We start from the raw sequence: 19,096 nt of genomic DNA on the forward strand, positions 1-19,096 counted from the left end.
CCAGCCCGGGTCGTGCGTACGCGTAGCCGTGCGCGCGCCCGGGCCCGGGCAAGCACAGCGCGACGACTTCCTCACGTCGAGTAAGATTCTGCGCGTCCCCCGTCACCGGCAGCTCGGAACAACATGCCCACCAGGTGGATCGAGTCCTTCGTCGTCCTCGTCGTCTTCTGCGGCTGGATGGCGATCCACTACCAGTGGCCGGGCGGGCGGCAGTTGAGATCCGCGGCGCGCGCCTCCTGGGTGTGGGCCAGCGCCAATCCCGCCACCGCCACGCTCTGGGTGCTGGTCGCGCTGCACTCCTGGATGCTGGCCGGCCTGCCGAACAAGCTGGGCGAGTCGGTGCTGCGGGTGCATTCGACCAACCTCTCCGGGCTGAGCCACGACCCGGTGACGGTGCTCTTCGCCTCGGCGATGTGGACCAACGCCTCCGACCTGCTCACCCTGACCATCACCGCGCTGCTGGTGCTCGGGCCGGCCGAACGCTGGCTGGGCACGGCGCGGTTCGTCGGCGCCTTCCTGGCCGGGCACATCGGCGCGACGCTGCTGACCGCGATCTGGATCGAGTACCAGGTCGCGCACGGGCATCTCGCCCCCTCGATCGCCCGCACGGTCGACGTGGGCGTCAGCTACGGCACCTGGTGCGTGGCCGCGCTGCTCTGCTACCGGCTGGCGCTGAGGTGGCGGCTGCTCGGATTCGCGGCGCTGGCCGCCTGGTTCATCTCGCAGTACGTGGAGAGCCACACCTTCACCGACCTCGGACACTGCCTGGCGGTGGCGATCGGCACGCTGCTGTACCCGCTGAGCCGGTCCCGCAGCGTCCGCGCCCGGACGAACGGCCGCTGGGTCCGGGTGCCGGTGCTGCCCCGGGTGGACTCCCCCAGCAGCGCTGCGCCGCACCGATTCCTGGCGAATCACGGGCAATAGACGGGGAGTTGAAGTCGACGGTTTGCCCGGGGCCCGCCTGGGCAGAACTGGGCGGGGTGCGCTGGAGACACCCCGCCCGGACCTGGGGGGTCGCCGACGATGCCCGCTGCACGCCGCCGGATGGCGGACGAGGTGCGCTCAGCCGCCGTACGGGCGGTGCTCTTTCTTGCGCTCACGCTGGTCTTGCTGACCATCACGGCGCTGGCCTCGTTCGCGCACAGCTGGGTGCTGACGCCCGGGCTGATGGCCAGCGGAGTCGGCGTGTTCGCCATCGCCTACTGCCTGTTGGACATCATGGTCTCCCGGCAGATCGCCGAGCAGCGCCGGCGCGGACCGGGCCGCGACTCGCCGATAGCCCAGAGTCGGGCGCGCGGCTCGCGGCGCTGACGCTCGGGCGCGCGGCGCTGACGGGCGGCTCCGGGTGGTGTGGAGCCGCCCGCTGTCAACGTCAGCCGCGGCGCGCGATCGCCCAGCCGTACTGGGTGGGCCAGTTGGTGTCGGCGCCCAGCTCGATTGCGGCGCGGTGCGGCCAGTACGGGTTGCGCAGGAGCTCGCGGCCGAGCAGGACCACGTCGGCCTCGCCGCTGGTGAGGATCTGCTCGGCCTGGCTCGGGTCGGTGATCAGGCCGACGGCGCCGGTCGGCAGGCCGGTGGCCTGGCGGACCTCGGTGGCGAACGGGACCTGGAAGCCGGGGGCGGCCGGGATCCTGGCGTCCGGCACCAGGCCGCCGGTGGAGACGTCCAGCAGGTCGACGCCGGCCGCGGCCAGCTCCTTGGCGAGGCGGACGGTGTCGGCGCCGGTCCAACCGTCGCGGCCGTCCTCGGGGTTCTCGGTCAGCCAGTCGGTGGCCGAGGTGCGGAAGAGGACCGGCAGCTCCTGCGGCCACACCGCGCGCACCGCGCGGACCACCTCCAGGGCGAAGCGGGTGCGGTTCTCGAAGGAGCCGCCGTACGCGTCGGTGCGGCGGTTGGAGACCGGGGAGAGGAAGGAGTGCACCAGGTAGCCGTGCGCGCCGTGCACCTCGACGACCTGGAAGCCGGCCGCCAGGGCCCGGCGGGCGGCGTCGGCGAAGGCCTGGACGACCTCGGCGATCTCCTCGACGGTGAGCTCGTGCGGGGCCGGGTTGCCACCGAAGGGCTCGGCGCTCGGGCCGACCGTCTGCCAGCCGCCGTCCGCGACGGTGACCGGGGTGCCGCCGAGCAGCGGCGGGTTGCAGGAGGCCTTGCGGCCGGCGTGGGCGAGCTGGATCGCGGCGACCGCGCCGTAGCCGCGGATCGCGGCGGTGACCTTGGTCAGCGCCTGCTGCTGGCGCTCGTTCCACAGGCCGAGGTCGTGGGCACTGATCCGGCCCTCCGGCAGCACGGCGGTGGCCTCGGTCATCACCAGGCCGGCGCCGCCGGCCGCCCGGGAGGCCAGGTGGGTGAGGTGGAAGTCGGTGGCGACGCCGGTCTCGGGGCCTTCGGCGGCGGCCGAGTACATGCACATCGGCGCCATCCAGGCGCGGTTGGGAATGGTCAGCTCGCGCAGGGTGAGGGACGAGAACAGGGCACTCACGACGACTCCTCGAAGGCATGGCAGAAGGTGCTGGCAGCAGGGTTGGCAGAAGGGTTGGCAGCAGGGCTGCACTGCCAAGTACGAGATTTACCGTACTACGAGAAGCGTCATACTACGAGCGCTGTCGTACGATGAGACCGTGACCTCCGAGACCGAAGCCGACAGCGCCCTCCCCGAGCCGGCGCCCGCAGAGATCCGCCTGGCGACCGTGCTGCACGCGCTGGCGGACCCGGTACGGCTGCGGATCGTACGCGAACTCGCCGCCGGGCACTGCGAGATGTCCTGCATCGCGTTCGGCCTGCCGGTCAGCAAGTCGACCAGCACGCACCACTTCCGGGTGCTGCGCGAGGCCGGGGTGATCCGTCAGCACCGGCGCGGGACGTCGCGGATGAGCGTGCTGCGCAGCGGCGAGCTGGCGGCGCTCTTCCCGGGCCTGCTGGACAGCGTGTTGAGCGGGGCGGCCGGCGAAGAGGCCCGCGCGCCGGGCGAGTTGGCCGAAACGCCCACGATGGGGTGACGACCTTGGGCGTGGTGGGCACGGCGGTGCTACTTCTGACCCATGGTTTCCTTCCGTATCCGCGCGGCACTGGCCGCCGCCGTGTTCGCCGTGCTCTCCTTCCCCACCCCCGTGCAGGCGCTGCCGGCCGGTCCGCCCTGGCGGCTGACCCTGGCCATCCAGGACGGCGGCACCCGCGGCGACCGGCGGGTCGAGCTGATCTGCCACCCTGCCCTGGGCAGCCACCCCAAGGCCCAGGACGCCTGCGACGCGCTGGACCGGGCGAACGGCGATCCGGACAGGCTCACCGGCACCACCGGGACGTTCTGCAACCAGCTGTACCAGCCGGTCACCGCCAGTGCCACGGGCAGCTGGGCGGGGCGCCGCGTGCAGTGGCAGCACACCTTCGCGAACAGCTGCGGCCTGCACACCAGGACCGCGGCGGTCTTCGGGTTCTGAGGATTCTGAGGATTCCGGGCCCTGGGGCACTGATCGGTGTGAGCTGAGTCACATCGTCGACTTTTGAACTGACGGGTCGTCAACTCGACTGACGGTCCGTCAGCATCCCTTGCTGGGCAGGATCGTAGAAACTGATGATCTGTCAGTTTCCATCAAGAAACGCCCAGTTGGCGCCATGATCGGCCATCGTCCCAGCTCAGAACCGGAGTACCATCGATCAGGTTGTTGTGCTCAGGACCGGAGCAGAGCGCCGGAGCATGCGGATACCGCAGGTCGTGAGGCGTCCACGCCGGTCGTGGTGGGGGACCGAGGGACGAAGGACCGTATGGCAGTGATGACGCAGACCAGCACGCCGGGCGACCGCGAGGAGCCGAGCGGCGCACCCGCCCTGCCCGCCCTCTTCGGCGGCCGCCCGGCGCCCGCGCCGCGCACGCTGGTGGACATCCTGGACGCCGCCGTCCGCGACCACCCGCAGGAGCCCGCGCTGGACGACGGCAGCACCGTGCTCAGCTACCGCGCGCTGGCCGCCGAGATCGACGGGCTGCGCCGCAAGCTGGCCGCGGCCGGCGTCGGCCTGGGCGACCGGGTCGGCATCCGCGTCCCGTCCGGCACCAACGACCTGTATGTGTCGATCCTGGCCGTGCTGGCCGTCGGCGCCGCGTACGTGCCGGTGGACGCCGAGGACCCGGACGAGCGCGCCGAGCTGGTCTTCGGCGAGGCCGAGGTGCGCGCCGTGCTCGGCGCCGGGCGCTCGCTCACCGCCACCCGCGAGGGTTCGGCCCCCGCGGGGCGTCCCGGGCCCGAGCAGGACGCCTGGATCATCTTCACCTCCGGCTCGACCGGCAAGCCCAAGGGCGTCGCCGTCAGCCATCGCAACGCCGCCGCCTTCGTGGACGCCGAGGCCGCGATGTTCCTCCAGGACGAGCCGATCGGCCCGGGCGACCGGGTGATGGCCGGGCTCTCGGTGGCCTTCGACGCCTCCTGCGAGGAGATGTGGCTGGCCTGGCGCTACGGCGCCTGCCTGGTGCCCGTCCCCCGCTCGCAGGTGCGCAGCGGCGCCGACCTCGGCCCGTGGCTGGCCGAGCAGGAGATCACCGTGGTCTCCACCGTGCCGACGCTGGCCGCGCTGTGGCCCGCCGAGACGCTGGGCGACGTCCGGCTGCTGATCTTCGGCGGCGAGGCCTGCCCGCCGGAGCTGGTCGAGCGGCTGGTCACCGAGGGCCGCGAGGTCTGGAACACGTACGGCCCGACCGAGGCGACCGTGGTCGCCTGCGGTGCGCTGCTGACCGGCGAGGGCCCGGTGCGGATCGGCCTGCCGCTGGACGGCTGGGAGCTGGCCGTCGTCGACGAGGCCGGGCGGCCCGTCGCGATGGGCGACAGCGGACAGCTGGTGATCGGCGGCGTCGGGCTGGCCCGCTACCTGGACCCGGCCAAGGACGCCGAGAAGTACGCGCCGCTGGAGTCGCTGGGCTGGGAGCGCGCCTACCGCAGCGGCGACCTGGTCCGGGCCGAGCCCGAGGGCCTGGTCTTCCTGGGCCGCGGCGACGAGCAGATCAAGCTCGGCGGGCGGCGGATCGAGCTGGGCGAGGTCGACGCGGCGCTGCAGGCGCTGCCCGGCGTGGCGGGCGCCGCCGCCGCGGTGCGCACCGCGCGCGGCGGCAACCAGCTGCTGGTCGGCTACCTGGTCACCCAGGACGGCTGGGACCAGGCGGCCGCCGTCAAGCGGCTGCGCGAGGAGCTGCCCGCGGCCCTCGTCCCGCTGCTCGCGCCGGTCGAGGAGCTGCCGACCCGTACCTCCGGCAAGGTCGACCGCGACGCGCTGCCCTGGCCGCTGCCCGGCCTGCAGACCAAGGGCCCGGCCGAGCAGCTCTACGGCACCGAGGCGTGGCTGGCCGAGCAGTGGAGCGAGATCCTGGGCGTGCCGGTGACCAGCGCGCAGGAGGACTTCTTCGCGATCGGCGGCGGCAGTCTGGCCGCCGCCCGGCTGACCACGCTGCTGCGCACCCGCTACCCGTCCGCCGCCGTGCTGGACATCTACCAGCAGCCGGTGCTGCGCAAGCTGGCCCGGCTGCTGGAGCGCTCCGCCCAGGGCGACGGCTCCACCCGGACGATCGCGCGCACGCCGCTGCGCGCCAAGGTGGTGCAGCTGCTCCTGCTGCTGCCGCTGTTCACGCTGGTCGGGCTGCGCTGGACGGTGGGGCTGCTGGCGCTGGGCAACGTGCTGGGCTGGTTCGGCTCCTATCCATGGGCGCCGACCGCCTCGTGGTGGGTGGTGGGCGCCGGCGCGGTGCTGCTGTTCAGCCCGCCCGGGCGGCTGGCGATCGGCGCCGGGGGCGCGCGGCTGCTGCTGCGCGGAGTGAAGGCCGGCAGCTACCCGCGCGGCGGGGGTGTGCACCTGCGGCTGTGGGCCGCCGAGCGGCTGGTGGAGGCCAGCGGCGCCACCTCGCTCTCCGGCGCGTGGCTGCTGCGCTATGCGCAGGCGTTGGGCGCCAAGGTCGGGCCCGAGGTGGACCTGCACGCGCTGCCGCCGGTGACCGGGCTGCTCAAGCTGGGTCGGGGCTGCGCGGTCGAGGCCGAGGTGGACCTGTCCGGCTACTGGCTGGACGGCGACCGGCTGGAGATCGGCACGGTCAAGATCGGCCCGGGCGCCGTGGTCGGCACCCGCAGCACGCTGTTCCCGGGGGCCCGGGTCGGCAAGGGCGCGGAGATCGCGCCGGGATCGGGCGTCACCGGGCAGGTGCCGACCGGGCAGCGCTGGGCGGGCGCTCCGGCGGCGAAGCTGGGCAAGGCCGAGCGCGGCTGGCCCAAGCGGCGTCCGCCGCGTCCGAGGCGCTGGGCGGCCGTCTACGGGGCCACCGAGATCGTCCTGACACTGCTGCCGGTGCTGGCCGCGCTGCCCGCGCTGCTGGTGGCGAGCCTCTTCGTGCGGCCCGGCGAGGGGCTGGGCTCGGCGGTAACCGGAGCACTGCTCTCTGTTGCGCCTGCTGCTCTCGCTTACGGCTTCAGCTACGCGCTGCTGGTGCTGGCCGCCGTCCGCCTGCTGAGCCTGGGCCTGCGCACCGGCTACCACCCGCTGTACGGGCGCACCGCCTGGCAGGCCTGGACGGTCAGCCAGCTGATGGACCTCTCGCGCGAGGTGCTCTTCCCGCTCTACGCCGGGCTGATCACGCCGGTCTGGCTGCGCCTGCTCGGCATGAAGGTCGGCGTCGGCGCCGAGGTCTCCACCGTCCTCGCACTGCCCAGCCTGACCACCGTCGGCGACGGCGCCTTCCTCGCCGACGACACCCTGATCGCCCCGTACGAGCTGGGTGGCGGCTGGCTGCGGATCGGCCGGGCCGAGATCGGCCGCCGGGCCTTCCTCGGCAACTCCGGGATGACCGCGCCCGGCCGGGCCGTCCCCGACCGCGGGCTGGTCGGCGTGCTGTCCGCGACCCCGAAGAAGGCCAAGAAGGGCAGCTCGTACCTCGGGATGCCCCCGATGAAGCTGCCGCGCGCGGCCGCCACCGGCGACCAGAGCCTGACCTACGACCCGCCGGCCCGGCTGCTCTGGGCGCGCGGCCTGGTCGAGCTCTGCCGGCTGCTGCCGGTGTTCTGCTCGGCCGCGCTCGCCGTGCTGACCCTGGGCGCCCTGTGCGCGGTGGGCTCGCTGGGTTCGGCGGGCTCGGCGGGCTCCGCGGGCTCGGCGTGGTTGGTGGCGCTGCTGGGCGGTGTCGTGCTGCTGGGCGCGGGCCTCGTCGCCTGTGTGGTCTCGGCGGCGGCCAAGTGGCTGCTGGTCGGCCGGTTCCGGGCCGTCGAGCACCCGCTGTGGAGCGGCTTCGTCTGGCGCAACGAGCTGGCCGACACCTTCGTCGAGGTGCTCGCCGTGCCATGGCTGATCGGCGCCGTGCCGGGCACCCCGGTGCTCAACGTCTGGCTGCGCGCGCTCGGCGCGAAGATCGGGCGCGGCGTGTGGTGCGAGAGCTACTGGCTGCCGGAGGCCGACCTGGTCACGCTGGGCGACGGCGTCACCATCAACCGCGGCTGCGTGCTGCAGACCCACCTCTTCCACGACCGGATCATGCGCATGGATACTGTGATCCTCCGCGAGGGCGCCACGCTGGGCCCGGGTGGAATCGTGCTGCCCGGCAGCACCATCGGGGCCCGCAGCACGCTCGGGCCGGCCTCGCTGGTGATGCGCGCGGAGTCCGTCCCGGCCGACACCCGGTGGCTGGGCAATCCGATCGAAGCCTGGCAGGCATAGCCAGATGCTCGGTACGGCACAGGAAGCGGACGAAGCGTTGAGCTCCCCCAAGCAGGTCGATCCCTACTTCCCGGCCAGCGGCGATCCGCGCTACCGCGTGCACCGCTACGAACTGACCCTCGACTACCGCCCCGGCCCCAACCGGCTCGGCGGCACCGCCCGGATAAGCGCGCTGGCCGGTCCCGAGCCGCTGCGCGAGTTCGCGCTCGACCTGGCGGACTTCCGGATCGGCCGGGTGCTGGTGGACGGCAAGGCCACGCACTACACCCACCGGGCCGGCAAACTGCGGATCCGGCCGGCCCGGGCGGTCACGGCGGGCGCGGCGTTCACCATCGAGGTGCACTACAGCGGCAACCCGAAGCCGGTGCGCAGCCAGTGGGGCGGGCTCGGCTGGGAGGAGCTGACGGACGGCGCGCTGGTCGCCAGCCAGCCGGTCGGCGCGCCGTCCTGGTACCCGTGCAACGACCGGCCGGCCGACAAGGCCTCGTACCTGATCTCGCTGACCACGCCGTCGCCGTACGCGGTGGTGGCGGGCGGGCGGCTGCTCACCCGGACCACCCGGGCCAGCAGTACCACCTGGGTCTACGACCAGCCGGCGCCCACCTCCAGCTACCTGGTGGGGATCGCGATCGGCGCGTACGAGCGGGTGCTGTTCGGCGATCAGGACCCGGGCACCGTCCCGCAGAGCGGCTATGTGCCGGCCGGCCTGACGGCGCGCTTCGCCGCCGACTTCGGGCGCCAGCCGCAGATGATGCACCTGTTCGAGGAGCTGTTCGGCCCGTACCCCTTCAGCGAGTACGTGGTGGTGATCGCGGACGAGGAGCTCGACGTCCCGGTCGAGGCGCAGGCCATGGCCGTCTTCGGCACCAACCACCTGGACGGCGTGCGCGGCTCCGAGCGGCTGGTGGCCCACGAGTTGGCCCACCAGTGGTTCGGCAACAGCGTCACCGTCGCGGACTGGCGGCACATCTGGCTCAACGAGGGCTTCGCCAAGTACGCGGAGTGGCTCTGGGCCGAGCGGTCGGGCGGCCGCAGCGCGCAGGCGCACGCCGCCGACGCCCACCGGCTGCTGAGCACGCTGCCGCAGGACATGCGACTGGCCGACCCCGGGCGCAAGTTGATGTTCGACGACCGGCTCTACGAGCGCGGCGGCCTGACCGTGCACGCGCTGCGTACCGCGCTGGGCGACGACGCGTTCCACCGGATGCTGCGGGACTGGGCGACCGGGCGGCGTGACGGGGTGGTCAGCACCGCGGACTTCACCGCGCACGCGCAGCGGTACACGGAGCAGTCGCTGACGGAGCTGTTCGACGCCTGGCTGTACCGGCCGGAGCTGCCGCCGCTGCCTGGGGGCGGCAGGGGCTTCCGGGTGCCGGCCTGGCCGGCCTGGCGGTAGCTTTTCGAGAGCACTCGTTAGGTCTTAGGTGCTGGCACCTAAGTGCTGCTACCCGCAGGGCAGTTCCTGGCGCAGCTGCGGCGCAGCTCCACTGCCGGGTAGGGCGTCCGCTTGGACACCTCGACCAGGCGGTGGCGGAACTCGCCCATCACGACGGCCGTCGCGGCGTGCCGGGTGAGGGTCGCGGCGGCGGGGGCGGGGAGTCCTTCGGGCCGCCTGCCCTCGGCCCAGTCACGGACGAACGGGGGCAACTGCCCGCCGGTGCTTGCGGTGCTTGCGCCGAAGCGCTTGGCCAGGTGGCGGTTGACCAGATGGGCCCCCGTCAGGGCGCAGTCGTAGTCCTCGTGCAGGGTGAGGAACTCACGTTCCTCGATGGACAGTTCGAAGCCGGAACTGAGGGCGAGGCCGAAGTCCGTGAAGTACAGCCGCCGGCCGTCGGTCAGGATGTTCTCGAAGTGCGCGTCGAAGTGGACCAGGCCCTGGCCGCGCATGAAGGCGACACCGGCTGCCACCGCCTCGTCCACCTGCGGGTAGGCGTCAGGCTGCTGGGCGGCCAGCCAGCTGCCGAGCGTCTGCGGCACGTACTCAAGGAAGAGCACCAGGCTCGCGGTGGCGTCGCGCAGGCCCTCCAGCCGGCGGCGGACGGCCGGCGAGCCGTCCCAGTAGTCGACGAGGCCCGCCAAGTCGTGGGCCTTCGCGTCGACTTCGGCGGTAGTGGCCATCGGTCGGCCCGGCAGCAGCCGCCAGTGGTGCAGCAGCGGAAAGCCCTGGTAGCCGTTCCCGAGCACCCAGTTGGTCGTCATGAGGTGCACGGCCAGCTCGCGCCAGACGCCGAAGCCCGCCGAGCCCACGCCGTACTGGTAGAAGCCCGGCAGCTCGAAGACGTTGGCCGTGGACCTGAGGTTCTCCGGGCGCAACTCCAGCTCGGTGACCGGGATCTGCTTGACGAAGACCGGAAGACCCGCGACCTCCAACCGCGCCGAGGACCCACCGATCCCCTTCCCCAGGGGAGTTGCTCCAGCCAGCAGCTCCACCAGGCGTCGATCGCTCAGCAGGGCGAGGTGGGTGGAGGCTGCCAGGTGGGCCGCCGTCCGCGTGCTGAGCAGCGACTCCGGGGCGGGATGCGGGGCCGAGTGCGGGGCCGAGTCCGGGTGGGTCATGGGTGCGGGCTCCTCGGGGTAACGGGCCGGTCCAACCGGCCCACTCTGACGTTGATCAGAGCCGACCGCCAGTGATTTCGCGCCCGCGGCGACCCGCCGACGCTCGGTTGTCACTCCTCGCCCTTCGGCGGACACTGAGCCGAGGAGGTGATGCGCGTGACCGGAGTGAGCGGCTCCCGCTCCCAGGGTCGCCCGGACGATCGCGGCATCCTCGGCCGCCCTCTCGAGGCGGTCCCCAGGGCAGCTGCGGGCGGTCACGCCGTCGTGCGGCTCGCCGACGGGCGCAGCGGCGGTCGGCTCGCCGACGTCCGGCCCGCGCGGGTGGGCCTGCTGCGGGTGGCGCTGGTGCTGGCCTGTCCCGGGGGTGTGGTCGCCGCGAGCGATCTGCGGGCGCTGGTGACGGCCGACATCCTGCAGCGCACCGTGGAGGCGGAGGGGCTGCAGCTGTTCCATGTGCTCGCCGGCCCGGCCCTCGCACCGGAGCAGGCGAAGGTCCTCAACCGTGCGATCACCGCGCTCGGCGTCCACCCCCCGCTGGACTCGGCTCCGCTCGGCGGCGCACCCGACGTCCACGTGATCGCGGACGGCGCCGACGTCCAGGACCTCACGACGGCAGGCGTGCAGGTGCGGGTGGGCGCGGTGAGCGGTGCGCTCGACGGAGCCGACAGCGCTGGCGACGCCGGCGGGCTCGCCAACGGCGACACCGACCCGTCCGCCCTGCGCCTGGCGCTCCTCACCCAGCCGTACGCGCAGCCCATAACGCTCACCCGGGCGGTGCTCGCCGACGCGGAACAGACGGTCCTGCGCTGGCGACACCGGGTCGCCGAGTGGGCGCGGTCCCCGTCGCAGCCGGTACCCCCGGAGCTGCAGCGCCAGGCCCAGGCTGCGTTCACCCGCGACCTCGACAGCCCCGCCGTCCTCGCCCTCCTCGCCCAGGTCGAAGCGACCGCGGACCTGGCCGACGGTGCCCGCTTCGAGACCTTCGCCTCGATCGACCGCGTACTCGCCCTGGAGCTCACCCGCAGCATCGGCAGCGTCTAGCCACCACCTCAGCCGAGCGGGAACCCACCCGCCTTGACGCCGACGACGAACGCCGACCACGCGGCCGCGGGAAAGGCGAGCGCGGGGCCGTGCGGGTCCTTGGAGTCACGGACGGCCATTCCACCGACGGCGGTGCGCCCGGTCTCCACGCAGTCGTTCGCCTGAGCGCTGTAGCTGCTCTTGTACCAGTCCTGAACGTCGGTCTCCGGCACGGTCATGTGCTCACCCCTTGTCCGATCTTGCACTCACGGCTCTGCCGCGATGCTGGAGATCATATCCAGCGACTTCGCGGGGCTGAGTGCCGCCGAGCGAAGGTACTCGAAGACGAGCCCGTACCCGTCCAACTCGGCTTCCTGTTCAAGGTAGTGGCTGCTCGTCAGCGTCTCCAGGAACACAGCTCCGGGGGTCGGCGAGTCAGTGAAACCGAACATCACGAACGCACCGCATGCCCCTGCGGTAGCACCGACGTCCATCGGTACGACCTGGAGCGTGACGTTGGGGAGCTGTGCCGCCTTCGTGAGCTGATCCAACTGGGCGCGCTGAACGTCCCTGCCGCCGACCGGGCAACGGAGCGCCGGCTCCCAGATGATCGCCCAGAAGCGGGCCGGGTCCGATTTCGAGAGAACGTCCTTCCGTTCCATCCGCACTCTGACCAACTGGTCGATACGTTCCGGGCGGACAGCGGCCGGATTAGCCTCCAGCAGGGCGCGGGCGTACCCCTCCGTCTGCAACAGCCCTGGTACGACGAGGGGTTGCCACGTGCGGATGTAGCGGGCATCCCCTTCGAGGCCGAGGAAGTCGGCGTAGGCCGGCGGGATCGTGTCGCCGTAGTCGTGCCACCAGCCACGCTTCCTGCTGTCACGCGCCAGTGCTTCGAGGGAGTCACGATCGCGCTGTTCGGTGACGCCGTAGAGATCCAGCAGGATGCCGAGATCGAGCCTGCGGATGCCGGATGCGCCCGTCTCTATCCGGCTGATCTTCGCGCGGGAGCACTTGAGCGCCTGTGCGGCGTCCTCGGTCGTCTTGTTCACGGAGTCGCGCAGTCGACGGAGTTCAGAGCCGAGACGGCGCCCGCGCACAGTCGGCCTGGGTTCCTCGGACATGGTCGGTTCCTCTCTTGATTTTGCTCAGTCTCCCCGCTGACGAGGCGTCAGGGTCTACTGGAGCCAATATTGCATGGTTGCAACTGTTTCGGTTGCGAGTTGCACTGCAAGAGGCGCATGCTTACCGACAGTAGGCCACTACGCCACGATCAGTGATGCTGATGGCCCGTCACTCGGGCATTCCCATGCTCGCTGTCGGCCGTCATGCGAGCGCACTCTGCTCGATCCCTGTCGGTGGCCCGGTACCCGAGGGAGCTCTGCCATGTCCGAGTCGCAGCGCAAGCCGCTCGCACCCACCCTCCAGGAAAGCTGCTGGCTGCCGCGCAGCAACCGCTCGCCGGGGATCGCCCGGCAGTTGCTGCGGGAGCTGCTGGCGCGCATGCAGGACGGCGAACGCTTCACCGAACACGGGGAGTTGGTGCTATCTGAGCTGGTCACCAACGCGCTGGTGCATGGCACGCGGCGCGGCCAGTTGGTTCGGGTGAGCTTCGAGGCGGGCCGCGACCGGCTCTGGATCGGGGTGGAGGACGCCGACAACAGAGCGCCCCGACTGAGTCCCGCGCCGCAGGGTGAGTCCGGGCGCGGGTTGCTGCTGGTGGACCAGCTGTCCGCCGACTGGGGCTGGGCACCGCGTCAGGGCCTTGGGAAGCAGGTCTGGTCCGTACTGGCCCCGGCGGGCGGGATCCCGGAGCAGCTACCGCTGAGCCAGTCCGCGCTACAGCGGTAGCGGCAGCGGTTGCGGCAGCGGTTGCGAACCGCCGGCCGCGCGCCCCAGGGTCCCACTGCGCTCCGGCCCTGCTGCAGCGCCCGTTCGAAGCAGAGCGAGCTCTCCGCGTCCGCGTACGCTCCGTAAAGCGCCCAGCAATGACGGATTCGGGCTGGGGCCGTCTGACGGGGTCGACTCGCCAACCGGGTTCGCAGCCTGGGTGGCACAGTTGACGGAGAAGTCGGATCCGCCGACGTTGGCGGAGCCTGGCCACCCGGGCGTCGAAGGCGTGTGGGACACCGAACACGGCCCCGCACGGCGGTACTGGATCGAGATCTAGCGTGACAAATGCACTGGTATTCAGGGGGAACATGATGAGTCGATTCGCCGTGCAGTACATCGGTGGCCCGAGTGCTGTGCTGGAGATCGGTGGGCTGCGGCTCCTGACCGACCCCACCTTCGACCCGCCCGGCGAGTACCCGATCGGGGCGCGGGTGCTGGTGAAGAACGCGGGGCCGGCGCTGACAGCGGACCAGGTCGGCGCGGTGGACGCCGTACTGCTCTCGCACGACCAGCACCCCGACAACCTCGACCGGGCGGGCCGCGACTACCTGGCCGGCGCCGCCGTGGTACTGAGCACCGCCTCCGCGCAGCAGCGGCTCGGCGGCGCCGTCCGCGCGCTGGCGAACTGGGAGAGCGTCGAACTGCCGCGCCCGGATGGCGGGTTGCTGCGGGTCACCGGTGTGCCCGCGCAGCACGGGCCGGACGGGAGCGAGCATCTGGTCGGCGAGGTCACCGGCTTCGTGCTGACCGGTGAGGGGCTGCCGTCCGTGTACGTCAGCGGCGACAACGCCTCGCTCGCGGTGGTCCAGCGGATCGCCGACCGCCTCGGACCCGTCGACATCGCGCTGCTCTTCGCCGGCGCCGCCCGGACCCCGGTCGCCGACGGGCCGCTCACCCTGACCAGCGAACACGCCGCCACCGCGGCCGGGATCCTCGGCGCATCCCAGGTGATCCCGCTGCACTTCGAGCACTGGGGCCACTTCACCGAGGGCGCCGACACGCTGCTGAAGGCCTTCGAGCAGACGGCCACCACCGCTCAGCTGCACCTGCCGCGCCCGGGCGACCGCCTGGAGCTCTGAGACGGAGCACGCGGAGCTACTCGTCGTTCCGTTCCAGGACCAGGCTGACCGAACCGTCCTCGAGCCCGTTGCTCTCCTCCAGATGCAGGTGGCTGCCGTCCGGGGTGCCGTCCTGGGCGAGCGTCAGGAGGTGGCCGGCGAGGGTGCGCAGGCCGGCGGCGTTCGCCTCGATGACGAGCTCGGCACCGAAGCTCCGGACGCTGATCCGCGCGTCCTCCTCCCAGCTGTACGTGCGTGACACACCGTCGGTGCTCGCGGTCACGGTGTGGCTGGCGGTCGGGGGCTGTCCCTGCGCGGCTGTCATGGACCCATACTGCCCGCCGGCCGTCGTCGCCGGGCGTGGAGTACGAGGACGGCGGCGGCCGCGGCGGCGAGGACGGTGGTGAGGGAGTCGGCGGGAGTGCGGTCCTGCACGAGGGTGAAGGAGAGGGCGGAGTACGGGCCGTAGACGATCCCGGCCGCGGCGAAGCCGGCCAGTGAGGCGGCGGCTGCGTTGGTGTGCAGGGCGAAGGGCAGCAGGGCGAGTCCGTGGCCGGCGATGATGCCGAGCATGACCGGCCACAGGAGCAGGCGTCGGGCCAGGTCCAGGCCGAAGGCTCCGAGGACGCCACCGGCGCCGAAAGCCGCCCAGTAGCACCCGAGGAGCCCGGAGCCGGCGTGTAGGTCGTGGGTGACGAAGAGGGGAAGCGCCACCTCGACCGGTCCGAAGAAGAGGTTGAAGAACCAGGTGACGGCCAGCAGGCCGAGTAGTTCGCGCTGCCGCAGGAGTATTCCGATCCCCTGGCGGGTACTCCCACCCGCCGCGTGGCGCGAGGCGGAGGAGGAAAAGGAGGAGGGCGGCAGCGGTACGGCGCCGGCCTGGAGGGCCAGCACGGCGAAGGTGAGGGCGTCCAGTCCGATGATCAGAGCCGGGGAGACGGCGTCGGCCAGCACCCCGGCCGGCGCGGGACCGACGATGACGGACGTCCAGACGCTGGTGCTCAGCACGGTGTTCGCGGCCAACCGCTGGTCGTCGGGCAGCAAGGGCGCGAACAGGGCGTACTTGCCGGCCTTGCCCCAGGCGTGCAGCAGCGACGACCCGGCCAGCAGGCTGACGTACAGCACCGGTGTGAGCGCCCCGGCTGCCCAGGCGACGGGGACCGCGCCGAGCAGGACGGCGCGCAACCACCCGTCGACCACCAGGAGTTGCCGCGCGGGCAGTCGGCGCATCCAACGGCCCAGGGCCAGCGCGCCCAGGACGCCGGGCAGGATGTAGGCGGCCACCGCGGCGCCCACCAGCACGCCCGGCGCGGAGGCGGGGGCCAGCGCCAGGGCGAGCCAGGCGACCGCGACGGTGCTCATCCCCTCCCCGAGGTCGGACAGCGTGAACACGGGCAGCAGGCGGCAGAAGCGCCGGTCGGCGAACAACGGGCGGTGGGCCCCGGGCAGCAGGCGGATCAACGACGAACCCGCCGTGGTGAGTTGACCCATGTCCGGCGCGGTCCGGCGCGGTCCGGCGTGATCCCGGCGCGGCGAGCCGGGTTGAGGTGTTCATGAAGTACTCATGCCGTGAGCCTCGTTATTTGCCGGGCCGCCCACTAGTTTGGCGGGATGCGGATCGAGCGACGGCATCTTGAGGTCGTGCTGGCCGTATCCGAGGTGGGGAGCATCTCCAGGGCCGCGGCGGCACTGCGGATCGCGCAGCCGGCGCTGACGGCGCAGTTGGCGCGCATCGAGCAGGCCTTCGGTGGTCGGCTGTTCGAGCGCGGGAGTGCCGGGGTGACGCCGACTCCCTTGGGGCGGGAGGTTGTTGCGCGGTCGCGGGGGATCCTGGAGCAGTTCGAGGAACTGTGCCAGGCGTCCTGGTCACTGGCGGCGCAGGCCAAGTCGACGCAGGACGTACGGATCGCCGGCGTGTCCAGCGCGTTCACCACGGTGCTGCTGGCCCAGGCGGTCCAGCGGCGGTTCAACGGGTGCCGGATCGTCAGCCTCAGCGGGATGCCCAGGTCGGCGATCATCACCATGCTCGACCGGGCCGAGGTCGACGCGGCGATCCTGCACGAGATCCCCGGCCATCCGCTGGTGCTGCCCGAGTCCGTCGCCAGCACGCAACTGCTGGCGGCCGAGCCGAAGTTCGTCATCGTCCGGAGCACCCACCCGCTCGCCGGGAACCGGCTGGTCGAGTTGGCGGAACTGGCCGGGGACGACTGGGTGCTGCCGCTGCCCGAGGACGACGGGTGGCACGAGTACTTCCTCGCCACCTGCCTGCGGGCCGGGTTCTCGCCGCGGGTCGGCTGCTACACCTCCGACCAGAAGATCGCGTTGGAGGCGGTCGCCGACGGGCTGGTGTGCGGCAGCTATCCGACGATCGTGGCGGCGAGCGGCGAGGCCGTCCTCGAACCGCTCGGCGCGCCGCTGCGCCGCCGGGTGCTGCTGGCCTGGCCCGGGACCTCCCCGCTCGCGCACTGCGCCGCGGAGTTGGCCCGCACCCTGGTGGCCGGCTACGGGGAACTCGTCCTCTCGCGCCGGCATGCGGCGCCGTGGTGGCGGGCGCAGCGGGACGTCGTGATTCACGGCGCCCGGCAGGACGGGCGGCGGAACTCGCGCTATTCAGGCGCCTGACCTCCGCTCGTGACAGCGGCTCGTGACAGCGGGCGTGCGATCCCGGGCGCCTTTCGGCAGGTCTGCGGGAATTCGCACGACTTCGACGCAATTGCCGGGATCGCGCCGAAGCGGACTGATATATGCCCAGGTCAGGGCGGGGTGACTGGGCGCAAACCTGACGGTTTCCGGCCCATAGCACCGACCCATAACTCCAAAGATATGGATTATTCACTCTTGTATGCCAGTGAATAGATCCTTAATATTTCAAGGGTTTCCGGACATTCCCGCACCGGGCCTCAGCAAACGATCGCTCGCACCCCCACGAATTCCGAGCGGGCTTCGCTGTGCCCGAAAAGCGCATCTCAACCCCACCACAACGCGACAGGGGACCCCCATGAAGATTCACGGACGCCGTGCAATCACCGCCCTGGCCACGATCACCCCGCTGCTGCTGACGGCGGCGCTCGGCGCGGCCGGCCCGGCCACCGCCGCTCCCGCAGCTCCCGCAGCGCCCACGCACTACGACCACGCCCTGCACGCTCAGCCCGTCCAGCACGCCAACCAGATCTGGGGCGGCTACGCGATGACCGGTGAGACCTACACCTCGGTCACCGGCAGCTGGACAGTCCCGACGCTCAACTGCTCGGCCACCCGCAACAGCGCGGTCTCGCCGTGGATCGGCATCGACGGCTGGAGCTCGAGCAGCGTCGAGCAGATAGGTTTCGACCAGGACTGCACCAACGGCGTCGCCGGCTACTTCCCATGGGTCGAGATGTACCCGGCGAACTCGATCTACTTCACCGAGACGGTCAAGGCCGGCGACCACATCGACGCGACCGTGTCGGTCAGCGGCACCACATTCACCCTCACCGAGTCCGACACCACCCAGGGCTGGTCCAAGACCTACCACGAGACCGGCAGTTACGCCCTGTCCTCCGCCGAGGCCATCCTGGAGGACCTCGGCAGCAACATCCCGCAGGTCGCGGGCTTCGGGTCGGTCAACTTCACCAACCTGACGGCCAACGGCGTCGCATTCGCGAGCGCGGGCACCGCCAACGCCACCAGCATCGAGCGCAGGAACACCCTGCTGACCAAGAACTCGGCACTGGGCAGCGGCAGTTTCAGCATCAGCTGGCTGCACGCCTGATCCGCACGTCGATGACCGGGCCCGGGCCTGCGAGCGCCCCTCGCAGGCCCGGGCCCGTCCACATCAGGCGCCAGCCGCCAGGCGTCAGGCCTCGGCCTGCTGAGCCGCCGTCGTGGCGAAGGGCATCCAGGGTCTCGGCGGTGTAGCGCCTCGGTGTGACACCTTCTGTTAGCGGTCAACTGCACAGCGCGATCGAGCCTAGCGGTACGGAAGGACGCCAACGGCCCATCGGCCGAAGCGGGGTGATCACGCTCGACCGCAACTTCCTTGCCTACCAGCCGTTCTGACCCACCGACTGGGCGAGCAAGGCGGCCGGCTCGCGGCGGCGGGCCCAGGCGCGGGCGGAGATGCGGGCCAACAGGCCGGCGGCCGGGTCGTGTTCGTCGTGGCCGGTCGCCAGCGGACCGGTGTAGCAGACGGCGATCACGTACGGCGCGGCGTCCGGCGGGCGGACGACGCCCGCGCTGTGGCGGACCCCGGGGATCCAGCCGTTCTTGAAGGCGATGCGGGTGCCGGGCGGCAGGCCGGCCGCCAAGTCGACCCGCCAGGTGTTGCGTTCCAGCAGGTCGAGCAGCTCCGGTGACAGGGATCGCAGCAGCCTGGCCAGGTCGAGCGCGGTGACCTGGTTGTCCACTCCGGCTGCCCGGGCGCGGTGGTCCTCGATGCCGCGCGGGCTCGCGCTGCGGCTCGCGCCGGCCCGCCGCCACACCTCGGCCACCGCGTCATGGCCGACCTGGGCCAGGCAGAGGTTGGTGGCCAGGTTCGAGGAGTGGGTGATCATGCGCTCGGCGAGCCAGCGCAGCGGGGCCGTACCGGAGTCGAGCAGCCGCCAGGGCTCCGGGTCGCTGTCCCAGTCGGGATCGTTGGAGAAACCGCCGCCGACGGCCGAGGCGAAGCGGTTGACCACCGGGATTTCGGCGTCCAGATCCAGTCCGCTCGCGTACAGGGCGGCGAGCACGGCCACCTTCATGGTGCTGGCCGCCTGGTGCGGGACGTCGGCGTTGCGCAGGACGGCCGGTGGGCCGTCCAGCGGGCCGGCGACGACGGACAGCACCCGCTCGGGGCGGGCGGCGATCCGCCGCGCCAAGGCCACCGGGGTCACCGGGGTAACCGGGGTAACCGGGTCGGTCGTCATGGGTGGGTC

General features: G+C 72.0%; 18 protein-coding genes. 11 read left to right on the top strand and 7 right to left on the bottom strand.

What is annotated here, in order from left to right:
- The first annotated feature begins 123 nt into the window (after positions 1–123).
- Both P3T34_RS06200 and P3T34_RS06205 read left to right on the top strand, forming a co-directional pair.
- Positions 124–924, top strand: coding sequence for a rhomboid-like protein (locus P3T34_RS06200; RefSeq protein WP_280664973.1), 801 nt, complete (start codon positions 124–126; stop codon positions 922–924).
- A gap of 99 nt (positions 925–1,023) precedes the next feature.
- Positions 1,024–1,311 carry a hypothetical protein gene (locus tag P3T34_RS06205; RefSeq protein ID WP_280664974.1) on the top strand — a complete coding sequence of 96 codons (288 nt, stop codon included), beginning with the start codon at positions 1,024–1,026 and terminating at the stop codon, positions 1,309–1,311.
- Positions 1,312–1,372: 61 nt separating this feature from the next.
- Here the strand turns inward: P3T34_RS06205 and P3T34_RS06210 are convergent, their stop codons facing one another.
- On the bottom strand, positions 1,373–2,479 hold the full coding sequence (locus P3T34_RS06210; RefSeq protein WP_280664975.1) for an NADH:flavin oxidoreductase/NADH oxidase: 1,107 nt from the start codon (positions 2,477–2,479) through the stop codon (positions 1,373–1,375).
- Between the two features lie 139 nt (positions 2,480–2,618).
- On the opposite strand from P3T34_RS06210, the gene P3T34_RS06215 reads away from it, so the two are divergent.
- The 4 genes from P3T34_RS06215 to P3T34_RS06230 all read left to right on the top strand — a co-directional run bounded on the left by P3T34_RS06215 (position 2,619) and on the right by P3T34_RS06230 (position 9,070).
- Positions 2,619–2,996 carry a metalloregulator ArsR/SmtB family transcription factor gene (locus P3T34_RS06215; RefSeq protein ID WP_280664976.1) on the top strand — a complete coding sequence of 126 codons (378 nt, stop codon included), beginning with the start codon at positions 2,619–2,621 and terminating at the stop codon, positions 2,994–2,996.
- Between the two features lie 42 nt (positions 2,997–3,038).
- Positions 3,039–3,434 (top strand): SSI family serine proteinase inhibitor, encoded by a 396-nt coding sequence (locus P3T34_RS06220; protein ID WP_280664977.1) that lies wholly within the window; start codon positions 3,039–3,041, stop codon positions 3,432–3,434.
- A 334-nt stretch (positions 3,435–3,768) separates the two neighbouring features.
- Complete coding sequence (locus P3T34_RS06225) at positions 3,769–7,674, top strand: Pls/PosA family non-ribosomal peptide synthetase (protein WP_280664978.1); 3,906 nt, start codon at positions 3,769–3,771, stop codon at positions 7,672–7,674.
- A gap of 4 nt (positions 7,675–7,678) precedes the next feature.
- Complete coding sequence (locus tag P3T34_RS06230; protein ID WP_280664979.1) at positions 7,679–9,070, top strand: M1 family metallopeptidase; 1,392 nt, start codon at positions 7,679–7,681, stop codon at positions 9,068–9,070.
- 38 nt (positions 9,071–9,108) lie between these two features.
- Here P3T34_RS06230 and P3T34_RS06235 read toward each other — a convergent pair whose 3' ends face one another.
- On the bottom strand, positions 9,109–10,230 hold the full coding sequence (locus tag P3T34_RS06235; protein WP_280664980.1) for a protein kinase family protein: 1,122 nt from the start codon (positions 10,228–10,230) through the stop codon (positions 9,109–9,111).
- A 156-nt stretch (positions 10,231–10,386) separates the two neighbouring features.
- On the opposite strand from P3T34_RS06235, the gene P3T34_RS06240 reads away from it, so the two are divergent.
- Positions 10,387–11,271 (top strand): hypothetical protein, encoded by an 885-nt coding sequence (locus P3T34_RS06240; protein ID WP_280664981.1) that lies wholly within the window; start codon positions 10,387–10,389, stop codon positions 11,269–11,271.
- 8 nt (positions 11,272–11,279) lie between these two features.
- Here the strand turns inward: P3T34_RS06240 and P3T34_RS06245 are convergent, their stop codons facing one another.
- Together P3T34_RS06245 and P3T34_RS06250 are read right to left on the bottom strand one after the other, a co-directional pair.
- Complete coding sequence (locus tag P3T34_RS06245; RefSeq protein ID WP_280664982.1) at positions 11,280–11,489, bottom strand: DUF397 domain-containing protein; 210 nt, start codon at positions 11,487–11,489, stop codon at positions 11,280–11,282.
- A 27-nt stretch (positions 11,490–11,516) separates the two neighbouring features.
- On the bottom strand, positions 11,517–12,374 hold the full coding sequence (locus tag P3T34_RS06250) for a helix-turn-helix transcriptional regulator (protein ID WP_280664983.1): 858 nt from the start codon (positions 12,372–12,374) through the stop codon (positions 11,517–11,519).
- Between the two features lie 262 nt (positions 12,375–12,636).
- On the opposite strand from P3T34_RS06250, the gene P3T34_RS06255 reads away from it, so the two are divergent.
- Positions 12,637–13,101, top strand: coding sequence for an ATP-binding protein (locus P3T34_RS06255; RefSeq protein WP_280664984.1), 465 nt, complete (start codon positions 12,637–12,639; stop codon positions 13,099–13,101).
- Positions 13,102–13,454: 353 nt separating this feature from the next.
- Positions 13,455–14,222: an MBL fold metallo-hydrolase gene (locus P3T34_RS06260; protein WP_280664985.1), complete on the top strand. Its 768-nt coding sequence runs from the start codon at positions 13,455–13,457 to the stop codon at positions 14,220–14,222.
- Between the two features lie 16 nt (positions 14,223–14,238).
- Here P3T34_RS06260 and P3T34_RS06265 read toward each other — a convergent pair whose 3' ends face one another.
- Together P3T34_RS06265 and P3T34_RS06270 are read right to left on the bottom strand one after the other, a co-directional pair.
- Complete coding sequence (locus tag P3T34_RS06265) at positions 14,239–14,526, bottom strand: hypothetical protein (RefSeq protein WP_280664986.1); 288 nt, start codon at positions 14,524–14,526, stop codon at positions 14,239–14,241.
- Entirely contained in the window at positions 14,523–15,692 is a 1,170-nt protein-coding gene (locus P3T34_RS06270; RefSeq protein WP_280664987.1) for an MFS transporter, read from the bottom strand. The genes P3T34_RS06265 and P3T34_RS06270 overlap by 4 nt, the downstream gene beginning before the upstream one ends.
- A gap of 120 nt (positions 15,693–15,812) precedes the next feature.
- On the opposite strand from P3T34_RS06270, the gene P3T34_RS06275 reads away from it, so the two are divergent.
- Both P3T34_RS06275 and P3T34_RS06280 read left to right on the top strand, forming a co-directional pair.
- Positions 15,813–16,823: a LysR family transcriptional regulator gene (locus P3T34_RS06275; RefSeq protein ID WP_280664988.1), complete on the top strand. Its 1,011-nt coding sequence runs from the start codon at positions 15,813–15,815 to the stop codon at positions 16,821–16,823.
- Between the two features lie 376 nt (positions 16,824–17,199).
- Positions 17,200–17,952, top strand: a complete 753-nt coding sequence (locus tag P3T34_RS06280; protein WP_280664989.1) for a G1 family glutamic endopeptidase — start codon at positions 17,200–17,202, stop codon at positions 17,950–17,952.
- Positions 17,953–18,223: 271 nt separating this feature from the next.
- On the opposite strand, the gene P3T34_RS06285 is transcribed toward P3T34_RS06280, so the two are convergent.
- Positions 18,224–19,087: a class A beta-lactamase-related serine hydrolase gene (locus tag P3T34_RS06285; RefSeq protein ID WP_280664990.1), complete on the bottom strand. Its 864-nt coding sequence runs from the start codon at positions 19,085–19,087 to the stop codon at positions 18,224–18,226.
- Between the last annotated feature and the right edge of the window lie 9 nt (positions 19,088–19,096).

The organism is Kitasatospora sp. MAP12-44 (assembly GCF_029892095.1).
GTDB lineage: Bacteria > Actinomycetota > Actinomycetes > Streptomycetales > Streptomycetaceae > Kitasatospora.